Raw genomic sequence first — 18,489 nt, forward strand, 5'->3', positions numbered from 1 at the left:
CATCGAGGGACGGCGGGACCTCCTCGCGCGGACATCCGCCCGCTCATGCGGTCGTTGTTCGCTCGCGCGGATGAAATCGCACCCGTATGAGTGAACAGCACCAGCGCGAGCGCGACGGATGCCGGTTGAGCCGGGCACTCTCGCGTGCGTTGCGGATGCCGGTTGAGCCCGGCGCCTGGCGCGTCTCGAAACCCGCCGACCGATCAGACTCGAACTTTCTCGGCATCCGTCGCGGCTTCGGGCGCCACGCCCGGATTCGCCCGCTCGAGCGACGCCCCTTCGACGTCGACATTGGGCAGGATGCGGTCAAGCCACTTGGGCATCCACCACGCGGCGTCGCCGAGCAGGTGCATCACGGCCGGGATCACCAGCAGTCGCACGACGAACGCGTCGAGCAGCACGCCGAGCGCCAGCCCCAGCCCGATGGACTGGATCATCACCGAGTTCGAGAACATGAACCCGCCGAAGACCGAGATCATGATCAGCGCCGCGGCGATGACCACCGCGCGTCCGGCATGCAGCCCGCGTTGCACCGCGAGCCGTGCCGGTGTGCCGTGCACGTAGGACTCCCGCATGCCGCTCACCAGGAACAGCTGGTAGTCCATCGCGAGCCCGAACAGGATGCCGACCACCAGGATCGGCAGGAAGCTCAGGATTGGTCCCGGGTCGTGCACCCCGAACACCGGCGCGAGCCAGCCCCACTGGAACACGGCCGTGATGCCGCCGAACACGGCGAACAGCGACAGCACGAACCCGAGGGTCGCCGTGACCGGCACCAGGATCGAGCGGAACACGAAGATCAGAATGATCAGCGAGAGTCCCACGACGACGAGCAGGTAGAGCGGCAGGGCGTCGGCCAGTTTCTCGCTGACGTCGATGTTGCCCGAGGCGTTGCCGGCGACGCCGAGCGAGCTCACCCCTTCGACCTCGAGGCCGCGCAGGTCGCGCACGAGCTGCTCGGTCGATTCGCTCGTCGGTCCCTCCTCCGGAATCACCTGGAAGGCCAGCAGCAGGTCGTCGTCGGATGCGCCGATGGGCGCGACGGCCACGATGTCGCCGACGGCCATGAGCTCGGTGCCGATGCGCACCTGCTCGGCGACGAGGGTCTCGTCGGTGATGGCGGAGTCGAGGTCGGCCACAACGAGCAACGGCCCATTGACCCCGGCACCGAACTTGTCGTCGACGAGCTTGTAGGCGTTGTACGCGCTCGATCCGATCGGCTCGGACGATCCGGCGGGGAGTCCGAGGCGCATCGACAGTGCCGGAATGGCGATGATGAGCAGCACCGTGACGCCCGCGAGCACGGTGACGACCGCGCGGACCGTGCTCATCGGCTTGCTGGGCACGCGTGCGCTGTGGTCGGCGCTGCCGACACGGGCGCGCGCCTTCGTGGTGAGGATTCTCGTTCCGACCAGGCGCAGCACCGCCGGAGTCAGCGTGATCGCGATGAGGATCGCGACGAAGACGCAGACCGCGGCGACCGTGCCCATGAGCCCAAGGAACGGGATGCCCGTGAGGTTGAGCGCGATCAGCGCGATCAGCACGGTCGATCCCGCGAAGACGACGGCGTTGCCCGATGTGCCGTTCGCGAGTCCGATCGAGTGCTCGAGCGACACCCCGTTCTTCAGCTGCGTTCGGTGCCGGTTGAGGATGAAGAGCGAGTAGTCGATTCCGACCGCGAGGCCGAGCATCACACCGAGCACCGGGGTGATCGAGAGCATGGTGACGCTGCCGGAGAGGGCGAGCGAGGCGAGAACGCCGACTCCCACGCCGATGATGGCGTTGATCAGCGGCAGGCTCGCCCCGATCAGGGTGCCGAGCATGACGAACAGCACGACAGCGGCGACGATGACTCCGCCGATCTCTCCTGGGCCGAGGATCTCGGGAATTGTCGACGCGAGGTCGTTCGACACCTCGACCTCGACTCCGTCGATGTCGGCGTCGTTCATCACCTCGATGAGTTTCTCTTTCGACTCGGCGCTGACGAGGTTGAGGGACGTGTCGAACTGGATGCTGGCCACGGCAGTGGTCTCGTCGGAGGAGACCTGGCGGATGGCCGAGGCGAGGCCGAGCAGGTCGGCGCCCTCCTCGAGGGTCGTGCTCTGGGCCTCGAGCTCGGCGCGGCCGGCATCCAGTGTCGCCTGCTGCTCCGCGATCTGCGCGGCGCCGGCGTCGAGCTGGGCCTGCTGCGCGTCAAGCTGCGGCTGTGCTGCGGCGAGCTGTCCGGCCGCCTCGGCCTGGGCGCGGGCGGTGTCGAGCTGCGCCTGACCGGCGTCCAGCTGTGCCTGGGCGGCGTCGATCTGCGCCTGTCCCGCCTCGAGCTGTGCTTCGCCTTCGGTGATCTGCTCGCGACCGTCGGCGATCGTCTGCGCCTGCGCGTCGATCTGCTCCTGCGTCTCGAACGGGTTCAGCGTCGACTTCACCTCGGGCAGGTCGGTGGCGTCGGCGAGCAGCTCGCCGATCGCCGCCTTCTGCGCGTCGGTGAACGCGGAGTCGTCGCTGGTGGTGAAGACGACGGATCCGCGCCCGCCGCTCGCGGACGGGAACTTCTCGGCCAGCTCGTCGCTGACCTCCTGCGTCGCCGTGCCCGGGATGCTCACGGCTGAGCTGAGCGCGCCGCCGAATATCGCGAATGCGCCGCCGCTGAGGCCGAGAATGACCACCCACGAAACGATAACCAGCCAGGCCCGGCGGGCGGAGAACCGACCGAGCCGGTAGAGGAGGGATGCCATGTTTCTCAGGTTTCCTTATGTTGCGATGTGAGCGGTGCGATGGATGCTTCTGTCTCAGCGCGTCATTGAGAAGGAGGGACGAGCCGGGGACGGATCAGGGGTGGGTGCCGTGCCCGGAGCGGAGGGTGGTGACGAGCCGGTCGAGCAGTTCGGCCCAGAGTGCTCGCGAGTCGGCGTCGACGGTGCCGCCGGTGCGCTCGACCCAGTGCCGCGCGATCACGCTGACCCCGTGCATCAGCGAGCCGACGAGAATCTCCACCTCGAGCTGGTGGGCGGGGGCGCTGCGCGCGGCCATCTCGCGTGACAGCTGCTCGGTGGTGCGGGTGAAGACGTCATTCATCACGGCGTGCGAGCGACCGTCGGCGCCCTCGTCGTGCAGCACGCCGGCGAGGTAGGAGATCACGGAGGGCAAGTCGATGCGAGAGATGCCCGCGACCAGGTCGGGCAGCAAGGTGGCGCGGCTGCCCTCGATGATGAGGGTCTCCCCGGTGAGCACTCGGAACTGTTCGGCGGTGCCGGTCAGCAGCCGGGTGCAGGTGGTGACGACGATGTCGTCGAGCGAGGCGAAGTGGTTGAAGACCGTGCGCCGGGCGACGTCGGCGCGCTCGGCGAGTTCGTCGACGCTGAACCGCGAGTTGCCGCGCTCGCGGATCAGGGCGTCCGCAGCATCCAGAATCGCCTCGCGGTGCCGCGCCTTGAGGGCGGCCCGTCGATCGAGGGCGGGGGTGGTCGATGTCACCTACTTACACTAAGTGCATCGATGCACCCGATGCACACATCCCGCTGTCGAGACGCTGTGAATTCGGCAGAGGCTTCCCGCACGTGCATCCCGCCCGCTCATGCGGTCGTTGTTCACTCGCGCGCCTGTAATCGCACCCGCATGAGTGAACAGCACCAGCGCGAGCGTGCGGATGCCGTCAACCTGCAGCACGAGCGTGCGGATGCCGTCAACCTGCAGCACGAGCGGTCTGACGGCAAAAACTCCGTCAGGCCACTTGACGGCGATAACGCCGTCAGATACAGTGAAGTCAATAACACCGTCAGGAGGTGCAGCGTGGCCGCACGCGGAGAAGTGAGAAGCCCGGAGGCTCTGGGGCGGATGCTGCAGCAGGGCCGCCTCGTCAGCGGGCTCACCCAGCGCGACCTTGCGGAACGGCTCGAAACAGACCAGAAGTACATCTGGGCGCTGGAGTCGGGCAAGAACACGATCGTGCTCGAGCGCATCTTCGCGATGATGCGGGAGACGGGCATCCGGATGTACATGGAGGTCGATCCCGCCACGCAACCCGGAGACGACACGCATGGCTGACCTGCGCGTGGAGCTCTACGGCGAGCTCGTGGGCCACCTCGTCGGCACCGACCGCCGAAGCTTCGATTTCGTCACCGACCCCAACGCCATCGGGACGTTCGGGCTCGGCAGCACGGTGCTCTCCGAGTCGGTTCCGTTCGAGCTCGTCGCGAACCGCAGCAGGGCGGGCCGACGGCGCAACTTCTTCGCCGAGCTGCTTCCCGAGGGCACGGCGCTCGACAATCTCGCCGCCCAATTGCGGGTCTCGGACGACGACATCATCCCGCTGCTGGCGCAGTACGGCCGCGACGTCGCCGGCGCCGTGCAGATATACGACCCCGAGGCGCCGGGCGAGCCGCGCACCCCCAGGCTCGCCCCGGTCGAGACGGAGGAGGTGGGACGGATGCTGGCCAACCCCGGCGCCGCCCCGCTCGGAAACCGGCCGGGCGTCGGACGCACCTCGCTGGCCGGCGTGCAGGACAAGATCGTGCTGGCGCGCGCGGACGGGCACTGGTTCCAGGTGCTCGACGGCTACCCGTCCACCCACATCGTGAAGCCGCCGTCGTTGCGGCATCCCACCATCACGTTCGACGAGGAGTACGGCTTCCGCGCGGCCAGGGCCGTCGGACTCTCCAGCTTCGACGCCTGGCTGGAGGACTTCGGTGGAGTGCGCGGCCTCGTCATCGAACGCTACGACAGGTCGGACGAGGCGCCGCAGGGCCGCATCCACCAGGAGGACATGAACCAGGCCCTCGGGGCATCGAAGAACGAGAAGTATCAGGAGTTCGGCGGCAAGGTTTCGCTGCGACGGATCGCCGGAGTGCTGGGGCGCAGCGGCGATCGGCGATCCGTCGAACAGCTGCTGCGGCTGCTGACCCTGTCGCAGGCGCTCGGCAACCTCGACATGCACGGAAAGAACGTCAGCATGTTGCACCTGCTCGACGGCTCCACGACGATCGCCCCGGCCTACGACATCGTTCCGCAGACGCACCTCGATAGTGGCGGGCGGATGGCGCTGGCGATCAACGGCACGTATCTTCACGCCGCGATCACGGCAGATGACCTCATCGCCGAGGGTGAGTCCTGGAAGCTCGGTTCGGCTCGTGGAATGGTCATGGAGGTGCTTGAGGCGGTCGCGGCGTTTGTGAAGGGGGAGACACCGGATGCGGGCGCGCATCCGACGCTGCGGGACGACATCGCGGGGTTCACGGAGAATCTGTTGGCCGGGCGGCCCACCGGTGAGCGGAAGTCAACGGCTTAGCGAGATGGCGCGTGCTGAGGGCCGTCACATCTCCAGCGTTTCGACCTGCTGGCCGGTGACCGCGGCGATAAGGTCGAAGTCTTTATCTACGTGCAGAATGGTGAGCCGTCGACGCTCGGCCATCGCTGCGAGCAGGAGGTCGGCCAACGAGGGTGCACGATGTTGGGATCGCGCGGCGAGCGCGGCCTGCACCTCGATGGCTCGCTCCTCAATGTCGGGAGTGAAGTACTCGACTAGAAGCGCCGCCACTGGGGCGGACGCGAGCAGGGTCCGCAGATCCTCCTCGGACCGAGCGGAGTAGCCAATCTCAAGCCGGGTGACGGAGCACACGCTGACGAGCCCGCGTTCGATTCGTTCGGCCCAGATCGCTCGGTCCCGGCTCGCGCCAAGTCGCACAAGAGCAGACTTGTCGATCAGCCACCCGGTCACCGCCAGGCGCGCTCCATCAGGTCGTCATCGAGCAAGTCGTTCATCAGGTTCGACGATGCGACAAGATCCTCGACGGTGACGCGAAGACGTGAACGCTGCGACTCTCGGATGAGCTGTCGCCGAACGTACTCGACTCGGGAGAGCCCCAGGCGGGCGGCATCCGCATCGATGTCGGCGACAACCGCATCCGGCAGGTTTCGGATCAGAATGTCGGCCACTCCGGCTCCTCTCGATTGATGCAATCAGATGATATCTCCCGATGGTTGGAGAAGTCGAGGGGGTCAAAGGGTTCAGGATGCGCCATCCCGCGGCTGACGGCATGAGTGAACAGCACCAGCGCGAGCGCGACGGATGCTGCCGGTAGATACTCACACGCGCCGCGCGCGCCCCCGCAGCTCCCGGTGCATTCCGTCGAACGCCTGCACGCGGGTGAAGTACTTCTTCGGAACCTTCACCACCACGCTGTAGTTCGTGTCGACCACGTTCGCGATCGGTGTCTCGGTGATCTGGCTGAGCAGCTGGTAGGCATCCATCTCGTGCAGGTCGAACATCTCCGACATCCACCGCGTCATCTCCAGCTGCGCGATCCGCCAGGCGTCCTCCATCGGACGCGACGAGCCGACGACCATCCAGTAGTCGTCGTTCTCAAGCCTGGGCCACAGCGGCCCCGCGCCCTTGATCAGCTCGACGATGATCACCGAGTTCATGGCGCCCTCGACCGCCGTGCCGCAGGCCTCGCCCTCGCCCTGCCGGTAGTGCCCGTCGCCGATCGAGAGCAGGGCGCCCTCCACGTTGACGCCGAGGTAGGCGGTGGTGCCAGCCTTCATCTCGGGGGTGTCCATGTTGCCGCCGAACCGTTCCGGGACGAGCGATGACCGCACCTCGCTGCCGGCGGGTGCCACGCCCACCGTTCCGAGCATCGGGGCCAGCGGCAGCGCCACCTCGAAGTCGCCGAATCGCGACTGGAAGCCGACGGTTCCGGCATCCGTGTCCACCTCGTAGATCCAAGTGGCCTCGGGCAGCGCGGGTTGCAGCATCGCTGTGCGGTCGGTGCTCGTAAGGCCCCCGAAGAACGGGATGGTGGCGGATGCTCCCCAGCTGCGCGCCGGGGTGAGGCTCACGATGTGCACGGCGAGAGTGTCGCCGGCCTCGGCGCCGACGATGTAGAACGGGCCGGTCTGTGGGTTGAGGTAGCGCACGTCGAGGTTCGCGCTCGCGAGGTCGTCGACCGAGCGGAGGGCGTGGTTGTAGGCGTCCTCCGACCAGAGGGCGAGAGCCGTGCCGGGGTTCACACGCATCACCGGCTCGGCCCCGCCGAACGTGTAGACGTACTGCGACCGCTCCGGGGTGAACTCGATGATCTCCATCAGGCGATATCCATCAGAACTGCATGCCTCGGGTCAGCGCGCCGTCGACGACCAGGTTCGTGCCGCTCGTGCGGCTCGACCGCGGGCTCGAGATGAACACCACGCTGTCGGCGATCTCCTGCGGGGTGCCCATGCGGCCGGTCGGGTTGAGCCCCATCGCCAGGGAGAACAGGTCGGGGTTGCCGGTCTCGATGCCCGCCCATACTCCGCCGGGTTCGTAGGTGTTGCCGGGGGAGACCACGTTGGCGCGGATTCCCTTGTCGGCCAGCTGCAGGGCGAGCCCCGAGATGTAGCCGATGATCGCGGATTTGGCGGTGCCGTAGGGGCCGGATGCGAAGTCCGCCTCCCTCCCGGAGACGCTCGAGATCGCGACGATGGAGGGTGCGGGGCTGTTCTCCAGATAAGGGAGCGCGGCCTTGACGAGGTTGACGGTGCCCATGAGGTCGACCTCGAACGACTCGACCCAGTTCTCCGCCGTGTCGGGGATCGCCAGGGCGCTCACGTTGGCCACGATCATGTCGATGCCGCCGAGCCGCACCGCGGTGTCGTCGACCCAGGCCGTGAGGTCGGCGGCGTCGCGCACGTTCAGCACGGAGCCGAGCACCGTCGGCCCGGCATCTTTGTAGGCGGCCTCGACGGCCGCGACTTCATCGGCGTCGCGCGCGCAGAAGGCGACATTGGCGCCCTCGGCGACGAATGCGTCGACGATGGCCCGCCCGATTCCCTTGGTTCCGCCGGTGACGAGTGCAGTCTTTCGAGTGAGGTTCAGGTCCATTGAGCAATACTGCCATTTTTGTGCGGCGGGTGAGGAACTACCGAACATAAAAGTGAGCGACGCGCTCCCTCGGGCGGCGTCGCTCACAAATTCCGTTACGTCGATGGATCGGCAGGTTATTCCCCGAAGTCCACGTTGCCGCGGCAGGCTTCGCCCGGGCTCGGCACCGCATCCTTTAGGCCGTGGCTGACGTACCGGCCATAACTCTGCACGCGCCCGTCCGTGACGAAGTCGTCGTTGAACTGGGGCGGCTGGTTCTCCTGGGCGTCGGGGAGGTCCTGACCCGAATAGGCGCACGCCGAACTGGCGTTCAGTGCGCCGGGGATCGGCTTCCCGTTGCCGGCGGTCTCGCCTGCCTGAGCTGAGCTGGCGCCAAAGAAGACGAGCCCGAGTGCAACGACGCACCCAACAGTCATGCGTTTCATGGTTGTTCCTCTCAACAAGAGGCGACCCGCATGGCGTCGAGTGAGCCAGCGTCCCGCCCCACCTTCGGGCAAGGTACTCCTCGGGGGCACTCGGGACAACGGCCTAGACAGGGAGTTTCAAGCGAGGTTCATTCGATCGGGCTGGCGCAGGTGAAGTCCATCCCGACGTGCCGTTCACTCAGGAAACAGAGCTGCCTCGACCTCGGCCCTAGTCACGCTGCGATCGATCGTCCGGGCCCGCCGCTGTGCGTCGTCGAGCACGAGGCTGATGCCGTCCTCGACGGATGCGACGTCGTCGCTCAAGTTGAGGCCGTCCATGCCGACCTCGCTGAACGCCCCAATGGAGAGGAGCAGCCGCAGGGCAAGACGGATCTGCTCGGCCGGCACATCCGATAGCTCGCCCCCGACGCGGTCTGACAGATCGTCGAACGGCAGCGGCTCGAACTGGAGCGTCAGCTCGGTCAACACCTTCGTCAGCGGCCCAATCTCGGGATAGGAGATGCGCGGCGGGACCGCCTCGAGCTCTGCCCGCAATGACGGAGGGGTCGCCTCCTTGGGCTGGGCGGCCGGGGCGGCGGTGGGCGAGGCGTTCACAAGGTTGGGGCGGAACATCGGGAGCTTGCAGGCGTCCTCGATGAAACTGCCGAGCGTTCTGTAATCGAAGTCCGAGTAGGTGACCCGCGGCCAGCGGCGGCGCAGCAGACCGCCCATCACCGCGCCATCCACCGCGCCGGACTTCAGCGCATTCGGGTGCGATTTGGTGAGCTGGACCACAGTCGCGACGTACTCCTTGAGTGACGGGATCCTGTCGGATGGCACCGAGGGCAGAGCCGCTACCACCGCTTTCGTGACCGTCGCATCAGCCTTCGCGCGGGCCAGGGGCGGCACTGGACTCAGCAGGTCGTCGCCAACCCTCACCTCCAGAAAGTGGTCGACCACTGTTCGCAGGAGCTTGCTGACGCCGCCCGCGCGTCCGTCGTTCAGGCCGACCCCGATCACGACCTTCCCGAGGTACTGCAGGCGTCGCACCAGGGGCACGAAGTCACCATCGCCGCTCACGATGACGAAGACCTTCACCCAAGGCGCCTCGACCGCGACCGTGAGCGCGTCGACGACAAGCTGGATGTCCGCCGCATTCTTGCGCCGGCCGTCGGTGTTGGCGGATGCGCGGCCGTCGTTCGAGAAGATGTGAACGGGCTCCACCCCGTTCTCGAGCACCTCACGGTGGTAGGTCGTCATCCCCTTGAATCCCCAATTCGCGTAGGCCCGGGTGGTGGCGGCGAGAGAGCCGACTTTGAGACTCTTCACCTCCGCCCGGATCTCGCTCAGGATGCGGGAGAGCGGCACGCCAGAGACATCCGCCCCGTACCCGCCGAACAGGTTCTCCAGGTCGATGAAGACGGCAATGTCTCTGCGTCCGACGGGGTCGGCCATGGAGTTCCTCTCGTTGGCGGGGGCTGCCGCTGGTGTTCTTTCAGTGCGGGACGTCACTCGAGGGGTACCGCGCTCCCGTTGAGGTTGTCCGGGGCTGCTAGCTGACTAGATGATCAACCACAGGAAGAGCGCGACCCCGATGACTCCCAGTGCAATGCCCACACCCGCGGTTCCGCGTCCCGTCGTCCGTGCGCCCAATCTCTCCAGGCGGTACGACGAGGCAAGGCCGACCGCCGAGAACACGAGCCCAAGAATGCTCAGCAGTGCGAGCGGATTGAATAGCATCCCCACAAGAGACAAAAGAAGTCCCGTGTACGCCATCGGGTTGCTCTGACGGCGTTCGCGGTCTTTCTCCTTGCGTGACAGGGGTGCGGACGGCCCAGTCTCAACGTGGATGTCTCGAGGTGTGTAGCCAGACATGGGTGCGTAGACGCGGGCAACGGGCTCATATGGCACAGCACTCGACGATGGAGATGGCGGCCGAAATGGCGCAGGCGTTGGCTCGATCGGCGGGGGCACTCGGCGCCGGGTTTCCTCCGACCAGTTGATTCCGTTCCACCATCGGAACTGTTCAGGATCGGACGGGTCTGCTGGGTCCTGATACCAGCCTGAGACAGGTGTAGTCACGGATGTGTCCTTCGTGCTTCTGGAACTCGCGGAGAATGCCTTGACCGGGTGCGTGTCTACTGCCGGTTCGCGCGAGCCGGAACGTAGTAGTCACCACGCATGTAGCGGTACTCGCGATCGAGCGCGCTGCGAGAGAACTTGAGGATCAACCGGATGTAAAGGCTCATGATCCACGCCGAGAGGATGAAGCCTCCAACTAGGAGAACGATCCAGAACAGGATCGCCAAGCCGCCGTAGCCGGCAATGCCGATGATGTCGTCTGGGTTCATGGGATCAACGTATCGAGGCGCGGGGGAAAATGATAGACACTCGTTTAGGGGGAGAGGCGCCAGTCGATCCATCGAATCTAAGGCGGAGCGGCGGCGTAGGTCGCATGCGCCAGGCCAACCACGAATTGCTTGTGCACTTTGCTTGGTTCCCCAATGGGTCAGCGTGCGCTGAACAATGCTGCGAGCGCCACCGAACCAAGGAGCAGTATTACACCGCCAGCCGGCGTCGCACCCAAGGCGAGCAAAACCACAACGGCAGGATGGAGGAGCCTGCTGCCTTGGTACGCCGGCGGGGTGGTCGGGGCGACAGTCAGCGACTCGAAGGCCTCTTAGACGCTGATGAGCTGGGCAACTCCCGGCTCCCTCGGTGTCGTGATGCTCCAGGTACGCGGCCGAACGGCGGCATCCATGATCCGCTGCACCTCCTCGGGGCTGAAGACGGGCCGACCGGACAGCAGCGGCAGTAGGTGCCCTCCGTGAACCACTGATATGTCGACGCCGTCGCCGATGGGCGGCTGGCGCATTGTGAATTGACGCACACCGACCAAGGCGATGACCGCGGTGACCGGGAGGGTCAGACCGGTTGCGGACGAGAGCAGCCGCTAGGCCCTCTTCGCTTCATGAACTGCGTTGCCAAGATGATGCACCTTGCTGCCGCCGACCATCATCCCGCGGCCGCCCACCCACACCGGCTGATCGGGGTGATTCTTCGTGTTAATGGTGAAGATGCCCGCCTGGCTGATGACGACATGGTCAATGTCGCTGAATTTCGATTCGACCGGCACGGAGTGCAGCACGGTCGTGCCGGCACCGAGCAGGGCGAGAATTCCGGCGATGCGGCGCTCGCCGAGAAGTCCGAGGTGCCAAGGGGCCGCCGCTGGGCATATCGCTGCTGTCAGTGGGGCACTGCAGCTCCCTCAACTGAGTTTCGAGCCGAGCGAGTGAGCCTGCCCGCGATTTGCGAGGCACCGTCGACGCCTATCGCGCGACGAGGTCCGGTGACATCGGAGTTACTGGCTGCAATTTGATGCGGTCGCTGGGCGACCTGATTGATGCGTGAGCGCGGTCCTTGCGTCAGAGCTCATGTCAGCCAATGGTTACGTTGCTCTTGCCGAGGTTGCAAGCCTCGCAGAGGGTCTGCAAATTGCTTTCCTCGGTCAGTCCGTCGCGGCTTACGGGCCTCATGTGATCAACATGCAGTTTGGTGCCATCAACCCGAGACGCACCGCACATTCGGCACGGATAGTTGTCCCGGCGCATAATTGCCGACCGTACGCGATCTGTCATGCGGGATCGCTCCCGCTGGCGTAGAGCCGCCGTGGTCGATTGACGTGCTCGGTTCAGCTGCGCCGTTCGAAGTCCGACTGCCAGTTGGCTGAAATCCCATTCGAGTTGTTTTGAGTAGGAGTTCTGCCCTTTGGGACTCGTGTAGGTCACCTTCGTCGTGACCCGCGCTTCCGGGGTGGGATATGGCACTTTTTGGCGCCGGAAGAGCTTGAGCTCGATAGCCGGTCTGGTTATGAGCGTGGCTCCGATTGTTCTCAGTGCCCCAATAGGCTGGGAACCGATGGCGACTGGTGCGTTCCTGCGTGCGACTCGGACGCTCTCCTCGCGCCGAAAGGACCCAGAATGAAGAAGCACCTCGAAGTTGTTGGTGCCGTAATTGTGCGGGACGGATCAGTGCTGTGCGCTCAACGCGGAACGGGTTTACTTGCGGGCATGTGGGAGTTCCCCGGCGGCAAGGTCGAGAACGGTGAATCTCCTCGCGCCGCTCTGGCCCGCGAGATTCTCGAAGAGCTGAATTGCCATGTCAGCGTGGGAGACGAAGTCACGTCGACCACCCATGAGTATGAGTTTGCGGTCGTGTCGCTGACTACGTACTACTGCGAGCTCACCGAGGGTGTACCCGAAGTGTCGGAGCACGAAGCTTTGGCATGGCTACTCCCCGGTGAGTTTCAGTCTGTCGAGTGGGCTCCCGCCGATATCCCTGCCGTCGAGCTCATTCAGCACAAGTTCGTCTCGCGGTGACTATCGGGCGGGACGACGTCGGTTTCGGGCAGGATGTCAGCTTCGGTTACATTGATCGAGACGTCATCGCACCCCGCCAGATGCAGCCAAAGCTCGTGCTCAATACGGCCAACAACTCGATGCTGCGTGCGCTGCGCAATGAACTGAAGCGCGCGACCTCGTTCACCTTTTCGGTTGCATTCGTGACCCCGCGAGCGATCGCACTTTTGAAGCAGGAGCTGGTCGACTTCGAGGGCGTCGGTCGAATCGTGACCTCAGACTACCTCGGCTTCAATTCTCCGCAGGTGTTCGCTGAGCTGCTCAACCTGCGGCGAATTGGAATCGACGTCCGACTGCACTCGGATTCGGCATTCCACCCGAAGGGGTACGTCTTCCAGCGCCCGGACGGCGTCACAGCCATTCTGGGGAGCTCGAATCTCACCGAGAACGCCATCGTGCGCAACCACGAGTGGAACCTGCGGGTCTCGGCAGCGCGCGATGGCGACCTTGCGGAGCAATTCACCAATCTGCTCGATGACGAGCTATTCCGTTCAGTTCCCCTGACTCAGGAATGGATTGACGCGTACGCGAGCGGTTGGGAGCCGCAGGTTCCCGCGTCGCGCACCCTTTCGCCCCGAGGTGCTCCAGCGGCCATTGGACCAGGCATCCAGCCGAACGGGATGCAAATTGAAGCCTTAAGTGCGATCGCGGAGTCGCGAGCGATGGGGAATGACAAAGCTCTCATCATCTCCGCCACTGGAACCGGCAAAACGATCCTCTCGGCGCTCGACGTGCGCGCGGTCAATCCCAAACGCCTCCTCTTCGTCGCGCATCGCGAGCAGATTCTCGACAGGGCCATCCGCGAGTTTCAACGGGTGCTCGGGGGGCCAGATACCGACTTCGGCAAACTGGCCGGCGCCACTCGGCAGACTGACCGACGGTACGTGTTCGCGACCGTGCAGACGCTTTCGCAGCGTCACGTTCTCGACGGACTCGATCCTTCGGCATTTGACTACATCCTGATCGACGAGGTTCACCGCGCTGGAGCGTCGAGCTTCGAACGGGTATTTGAGCACTTTCGACCGGAATTCCTGCTTGGTATGACAGCCACCCCGGAACGACCCGACGGGGTGAACATATTCGAGATCTTCGATTACAACGTGCCCTACGAGATCCGGCTGAAGAGCGCACTCGAACTCAATATGCTCTCGCCATTCCACTACTACGGCGTAGCCGATGTCACCTTTGACGACGGATTCACCACATCGGAGATCACGTCCCTCGAGCACCTCGTGGGGTCCAAGCGAGTTGAGCACGTCATGAGCGCCTTGGAGGCATATGGGCAGGCAGGGGTCGCTCCTCGCGGCCTGATCTTTTGCAGCCGGAAGGACGAAGCTCATGCCCTCTCCCGCGAGCTCAACGAGCGCACCCTTCATGGCGCACGGCTCAGAACTGTCGCGCTCACGGGCGACGACTCGATCGAAGAACGTGAACGCGTGGTTGAGCTGCTCGAAGCCGGCGAGCTCGACTATGTCCTCACCGTCGACATCTTCAACGAAGGGGTCGACATACCGACGATCAACCAGGTCGTCATGCTGCGCCAAACGCAATCAAGCATCGTGTTCGTTCAACAGCTGGGGCGAGGCCTGCGGAATGCCGATGGCAAGGACTATCTGGTCGTCATCGACTTCATCGGTAATTACGCGAACAACTTTATGATTCCCATCGCGCTATTCGGAGACGACTCGCTGAACCGGGAATCGCTGCGCAAGAACCTGATCGCGGCAGAGGAGGTTGGCGTGATTGCAGGGCTCTCGAGCGTTCGATTCGATCGCATCGCCCAGGAGCGAGTCCTGCAATCTCTCGCGACGGCCAAACTCGACAGCCTCCACAATCTGAAGGCAGCCATCGAAGTCGTGCGCCACCGCGTGGGGCACATGCCACTGCTCCTGGACTTTCTGCGCTTCGAGTCCGTGGACCCTGTCCTGCTCGCGACGAAGGTGGGCAACTACCCTGAACTGCTCGTCAAGCTGTTCAAGGAAGCGTCCGGACTAACGCCCGCCGAGTCGCGCATCCTCAGTGCCATCTCCAAGGAATATTTCACGGCCAAGCGCCAGCACGAATTGCTTCTATTGCGGGAGCTACTGAGGCACGGCGAGGTTAATTCGGGTGAAATCGTGACGGCTCTCGCCGAAGCCGCTGTGCCCGCGGAGGTAACTGCCGCCAGCGCGATGCGGAGCCTCACGCTTGACTTCAATACCGCGACCGAGCGGCAGAACCTCCAAGTCGAAGGGCTCGCTGAGACCACCGCGGTCGGCGGACTGCGCCTTTCGGCGGAAGTCGCCCGGTCCTACCAGGATTCGGCGGTATTCCGGCGCGACATGGACGACGTCATAGCCACAGGTCTGGCTCTGATCGCCCACCGCTATCGTCCGGATCGTCCGTTCACGCCTGGGCTTCAATATTCACGCAAGGACGCATGTCGCCTCCTCAACTGGTCGAGCAACATGTATTCGACCGTCTATGGCTACAAGGTGGATTCGCGCACGGCCACGTGCCCAATCTTCGTTACTCTCGACAAGTCGCACGAGGTCTCGGCCGGCACCGCCTATGAAGACGAGCTGATAGACCCGCGCACCATGCTGTGGTTCACGAAGAGCAAGCGAACGCTCGTGAGCCCTGATGTGCGCCCGATCGTTGAAAACGTGGTGGACCTTCACGTATTTGCGAAGAAGGATGATGCCGAAGGAGCGGATTTCTACTACCTCGGCCTGGCCCAGTCGGCCGACGCCGTACAAACGACCATGCCCGGGGCTGACGGTAGACCGCTCTCCGTCGTCACCATGAATCTTCACTTCGATGAACCCATCAATGCCGGGCTGTTCGACTACTTTCACCGAACCGTGACGCGCTGAGCGGGGCCGAGAACCCCTCACCTGCTAAATTGACGCCATGCCCGACCCCTCGCTCAGCGACGAACTAGCCGCCTTCGTCGCCGAGCGTGACTGGGCGCAGTTCCACACCCCCGAGAACCTCGCGAAGAGCATCGCGATCGAAGCCGGCGAGCTGCTCGAGTGCTTTCAGTGGAGCGCAGATGCCGACACCGATCGAGTGCGCGGCGAGCTTGCTGACGTGCTCACCTATTGCATCCTGCTCGCCGATCGCCTCGGGGCGGATCCGGATCAACTCGTTCGCGAGAAGCTCGCCGTGACGCGGGCGAAGTATCCGGCCGACAAGGCGCGGGGGCGAAGCGCGAAGTATGACGCCCTTTGACATCGCACGGATCGCCTTCACCCCGAGTGCCGTAGCGAACTGGGCCCCGATCGATCATCGCAATACCAACTGGCCAGTGGTCTACGTGCTGGACGACGCCCAGGGCGGGCGCAAAGTGGTCCGCGGCGAGCGACTCGACGACGTCTACGTCGGAGAATCGCGCAACGCAGCGGCGCGGATGCGCCAGCACTTCGGCTCCGCCGAGAAGAAGCACCTGAGCACGATCCGGGTCATCGTCGACGAGACATTCAACAAGTCGGTCTGCCTCGACCTGGAGTCGTACCTCATCCGCATGCTGGCCGGCGACGGCTCGTACCGGGTGCTTAACCGCAACGACGGCATCACTGAGGCTGACTATTACGATCGCGACAAGTACCGCGAGACCTTTCGCGAGGTGTTCGACGAGCTTGCGCGCGACGGTGTCTTCACCCGCAGCATCCCGCAGATTGAGAACAGCGACCTATTCAAACTCTCGCCGTTCAAGGCGCTCACCACCGACCAGGCGGTGGCGGTCGAGGGGATCCTCGAGGGACTGTTCGAGGATCTCGCGGCCGACACCAACAGCACCATCGTGGTGCAGGGCGACCCGGGCACGGGCAAGACGGTCATCGCCATCTACCTGATCAAGCTGCTTGTCGACATCGCCGGCTCGACCCCCGCCGACGACCTCGACAGCGACACGATGTTCTCCGACTTCTTCGCCGAGGAGTATCGGGACCAGCTCACGGGCATCCGGATCGGCCTCGTCGTGCCGCAGCAGTCGTTGCGCGAGTCGATCAAGAAGGTGTTCCGCAAAACACCCGGGCTGCGCGACGACATGGTGATGACCGCGTTCGATGTCGGGATGGCGGATGAGCACTTCGACCTGCTCGTCGTCGACGAGTCGCACCGGCTCAACCAGCGGGCCAACCAGCCCTCGGGTGTGCAGAACAAGAAGTTCCGCGACATCACCGAGAAGCTCTTCGGCTGGGATGACACATCGAAGACCCAGCTCGACTGGATCCGGGCGAAGAGCAAGCACCAGATCTTCCTGCTGGATGCCGCGCAGAGCGTGCGCCCGGCCGACGTGCCAGCCGAGCTGCTCCGCGAGCTCGTGCTCGGCGCACGGAGCACGGAGCGGCACTACCCGCTGGTGTCGCAGATGCGCGTGCAGGCGGGCGCGGACTATGTGGGCTATGTCAGGGGCATTCTCGCTGGCACGCCGGTCACCCCTCAGGATTTCGAAGGCTACGACTTCCGCCTCTTCGGCAGCCTCGGCGAGATGCGCGAGGAGGTCCGCCGCAAGGACGCCGAGTCGGGGCTCTCCCGCCTGCTCGCCGGATTCGCCTGGCCATGGAAGACGAAGACAGACAAGACCGCGTACGACATCGAGGTCGACGGATGCCAGCTGCGCTGGAACAGCACGCAGCGCGACTGGATTGCCTCGCCGAAGTCGCTCGACGAAGTGGGCTCCATCCACACGGTGCAGGGCTACGACCTGAACTACGCCGGCGTCATCATGGGGCCCGACCTTCGGTACGACGCGGTTGCTGGCAAGCTGTTCGTCGATCGCGGATCGTATTTCGATGCGAAGGGCAAGGAGAACAATCGCGTCAGTGGCAAGGTGTACACCGATGACGACCTGCTGCGGTTCATCACGAATATCTATGCGGTGCTGCTGACCCGAGGGATTCGGGGGACGTTCGTGTACGTGTGTGATCCGGGGTTGCGGGCGTATCTTCAGCGGTTCATCCCTGTCAGCGCGTAGTTACGGGCGCTGAATCCGTCGGCAACATCCGTCAATTCCTGCCGCTCCGCGCAGGTGATCGTCTGGCCCATGCCCCACTGCGGACACCAATGTCAGTGGCATGACAGACACTCATCTCACTCCCAACCCGGGAGTGCCCTGGCCGAGAGGAACACCATGACTGATCCGAATTACACCGCAATGCTGCTGGTCATCGATCGCAGCGGCTCGATGGCGAGCATCCGCGACGACATGGTGGGCGGACTCACCGCGATGCTCGCCGAGCAGGCCGCCGAGCCCGGGCTGCTGACGGTCGACATCGTCACCTTCGACACCGAGATCGAGCTGCAGTGCTCGATGGCCGACCCGAAGACCGTCACCGTGACCCTCGACCCCCGCGGCGGAACGGCGCTGTACGACGCGGTCGGCCAGTCGGTCACCGCCTTCGGTCGGGTGCTCGCCGCGCTGCCGGAGCACGCCCGCCCGGAGACCGTGCAGGTCGTCGTCGTCACCGACGGCGACGAGAACTCGAGCCGCGAGTTCGGTCGCGACGCCGTGCGCGCTCTCGTCACGCAGCAGAAGGAGCAGTACGCCTGGGACTTCGTGTTCCTCGGCGCCAACCAGGATGCCGTCTTCGCCGGCCAGCGCATGGGCTTCGACGCTGACAGCTCGATGACGTACGCGGCCGGAGCCGAAGGCGTCGCGGGCATGAGCGCCTCGATGGGCCGCTATGTGAAGGACGTGCGCAGCAAGACCAAGCGCGGGTTCGACTCGGGCGAGCGGCTGCAGTCGATGCGTGAAGCCGCGCGTCCCGCGCGCACGCCGCGCGAATCGAGCTCGTCCGAGTCGAAGAGCTAACGAGGTCGCGGCTGTTCC

General features: G+C 64.7%; 20 protein-coding genes and 1 pseudogene. 7 read left to right on the top strand and 14 right to left on the bottom strand.

From position 1 onward, the window contains the following. Positions 1-203: 203 nt before the first annotated feature. On the bottom strand, positions 204-2,732 hold the full coding sequence (locus ABIB15_RS00560; protein WP_354474411.1) for an MMPL family transporter: 2,529 nt from the start codon (positions 2,730-2,732) through the stop codon (positions 204-206). Between the two features lie 94 nt (positions 2,733-2,826). Next, positions 2,827-3,471, bottom strand: a complete 645-nt coding sequence (locus ABIB15_RS00565; RefSeq protein ID WP_354474413.1) for a TetR/AcrR family transcriptional regulator — start codon at positions 3,469-3,471, stop codon at positions 2,827-2,829. Positions 3,472-3,612: 141 nt separating this feature from the next. On the opposite strand from ABIB15_RS00565, the gene ABIB15_RS00570 reads away from it, so the two are divergent. Further along, complete coding sequence (locus ABIB15_RS00570; RefSeq protein ID WP_354474415.1) at positions 3,613-4,041, top strand: helix-turn-helix domain-containing protein; 429 nt, start codon at positions 3,613-3,615, stop codon at positions 4,039-4,041. Further along, on the top strand, positions 4,034-5,281 hold the full coding sequence (locus tag ABIB15_RS00575) for a type II toxin-antitoxin system HipA family toxin (protein WP_354474417.1): 1,248 nt from the start codon (positions 4,034-4,036) through the stop codon (positions 5,279-5,281). Before ABIB15_RS00570 ends, ABIB15_RS00575 begins: the two co-directional genes overlap by 8 nt. A gap of 24 nt (positions 5,282-5,305) precedes the next feature. On the opposite strand, the gene ABIB15_RS00580 is transcribed toward ABIB15_RS00575, so the two are convergent. The 12 genes and pseudogenes from ABIB15_RS00580 to ABIB15_RS00635 form a co-directional block, all read right to left on the bottom strand. Beyond that, positions 5,306-5,710, bottom strand: coding sequence for a PIN domain-containing protein (locus ABIB15_RS00580; RefSeq protein ID WP_354474419.1), 405 nt, complete (start codon positions 5,708-5,710; stop codon positions 5,306-5,308). After that, entirely contained in the window at positions 5,707-5,928 is a 222-nt protein-coding gene (vapB, locus tag ABIB15_RS00585; RefSeq protein ID WP_354474421.1) for a type II toxin-antitoxin system VapB family antitoxin, read from the bottom strand. The genes ABIB15_RS00580 and vapB overlap by 4 nt, the downstream gene beginning before the upstream one ends. A 150-nt stretch (positions 5,929-6,078) precedes the next feature. Further along, positions 6,079-7,077 (bottom strand): acetamidase/formamidase family protein, encoded by a 999-nt coding sequence (locus ABIB15_RS00590; protein ID WP_354474423.1) that lies wholly within the window; start codon positions 7,075-7,077, stop codon positions 6,079-6,081. 13 nt (positions 7,078-7,090) lie between these two features. Next, positions 7,091-7,852, bottom strand: a complete 762-nt coding sequence (locus ABIB15_RS00595; RefSeq protein WP_354474425.1) for an SDR family NAD(P)-dependent oxidoreductase — start codon at positions 7,850-7,852, stop codon at positions 7,091-7,093. Positions 7,853-7,968: 116 nt separating this feature from the next. Further along, a complete protein-coding gene (locus ABIB15_RS00600) occupies positions 7,969-8,277 on the bottom strand; it encodes a hypothetical protein (RefSeq protein WP_354474427.1) in 309 nt (102 codons plus the stop codon). A 174-nt stretch (positions 8,278-8,451) separates the two neighbouring features. Continuing rightward, positions 8,452-9,711 carry an NYN domain-containing protein gene (locus tag ABIB15_RS00605; protein ID WP_354474429.1) on the bottom strand — a complete coding sequence of 420 codons (1,260 nt, stop codon included), beginning with the start codon at positions 9,709-9,711 and terminating at the stop codon, positions 8,452-8,454. A gap of 105 nt (positions 9,712-9,816) precedes the next feature. Next, on the bottom strand, positions 9,817-9,996 hold the full coding sequence (locus ABIB15_RS00610) for a hypothetical protein (RefSeq protein ID WP_354475142.1): 180 nt from the start codon (positions 9,994-9,996) through the stop codon (positions 9,817-9,819). 234 nt (positions 9,997-10,230) lie between these two features. Continuing rightward, positions 10,231-10,338, bottom strand: a pseudogene (locus tag ABIB15_RS00615) (DUF2510 domain-containing protein); the annotation flags it as partial. A 56-nt stretch (positions 10,339-10,394) separates the two neighbouring features. Next, on the bottom strand, positions 10,395-10,607 hold the full coding sequence (locus ABIB15_RS00620; RefSeq protein ID WP_354474431.1) for a hypothetical protein: 213 nt from the start codon (positions 10,605-10,607) through the stop codon (positions 10,395-10,397). 329 nt (positions 10,608-10,936) lie between these two features. Continuing rightward, the gene (locus ABIB15_RS00625; protein WP_354474433.1) at positions 10,937-11,146 is read right to left on the bottom strand and encodes a hypothetical protein; all 210 of its coding nucleotides are present in this window, start codon (positions 11,144-11,146) and stop codon (positions 10,937-10,939) included. A 63-nt stretch (positions 11,147-11,209) separates the two neighbouring features. After that, complete coding sequence (locus tag ABIB15_RS00630) at positions 11,210-11,506, bottom strand: nuclease-related domain-containing protein (RefSeq protein WP_354475109.1); 297 nt, start codon at positions 11,504-11,506, stop codon at positions 11,210-11,212. Between the two features lie 187 nt (positions 11,507-11,693). Then, entirely contained in the window at positions 11,694-11,894 is a 201-nt protein-coding gene (locus ABIB15_RS00635; RefSeq protein ID WP_354475111.1) for an HNH endonuclease, read from the bottom strand. A 342-nt stretch (positions 11,895-12,236) separates the two neighbouring features. On the opposite strand from ABIB15_RS00635, the gene ABIB15_RS00640 reads away from it, so the two are divergent. The 5 genes from ABIB15_RS00640 to ABIB15_RS00660 all read left to right on the top strand — a co-directional run bounded on the left by ABIB15_RS00640 (position 12,237) and on the right by ABIB15_RS00660 (position 18,471). Next, on the top strand, positions 12,237-12,635 hold the full coding sequence (locus ABIB15_RS00640) for a (deoxy)nucleoside triphosphate pyrophosphohydrolase (protein WP_354474435.1): 399 nt from the start codon (positions 12,237-12,239) through the stop codon (positions 12,633-12,635). Continuing rightward, entirely contained in the window at positions 12,632-15,529 is a 2,898-nt protein-coding gene (locus ABIB15_RS00645; protein ID WP_354474437.1) for a DEAD/DEAH box helicase, read from the top strand. Before ABIB15_RS00640 ends, ABIB15_RS00645 begins: the two co-directional genes overlap by 4 nt. A gap of 37 nt (positions 15,530-15,566) precedes the next feature. Beyond that, complete coding sequence (locus ABIB15_RS00650; RefSeq protein ID WP_354474439.1) at positions 15,567-15,887, top strand: nucleotide pyrophosphohydrolase; 321 nt, start codon at positions 15,567-15,569, stop codon at positions 15,885-15,887. Continuing rightward, positions 15,874-17,634 (top strand): DNA/RNA helicase domain-containing protein, encoded by a 1,761-nt coding sequence (locus ABIB15_RS00655; RefSeq protein WP_354474441.1) that lies wholly within the window; start codon positions 15,874-15,876, stop codon positions 17,632-17,634. Before ABIB15_RS00650 ends, ABIB15_RS00655 begins: the two co-directional genes overlap by 14 nt. A 156-nt stretch (positions 17,635-17,790) precedes the next feature. Further along, positions 17,791-18,471, top strand: coding sequence for a vWA domain-containing protein (locus ABIB15_RS00660; RefSeq protein WP_354474443.1), 681 nt, complete (start codon positions 17,791-17,793; stop codon positions 18,469-18,471). The last annotated feature ends 18 nt before the right edge of the window (positions 18,472-18,489 follow it).

Source organism: Marisediminicola sp. UYEF4 (assembly GCF_040546025.1).
In the GTDB taxonomy this organism is placed as follows: domain Bacteria; phylum Actinomycetota; class Actinomycetes; order Actinomycetales; family Microbacteriaceae; genus Marisediminicola.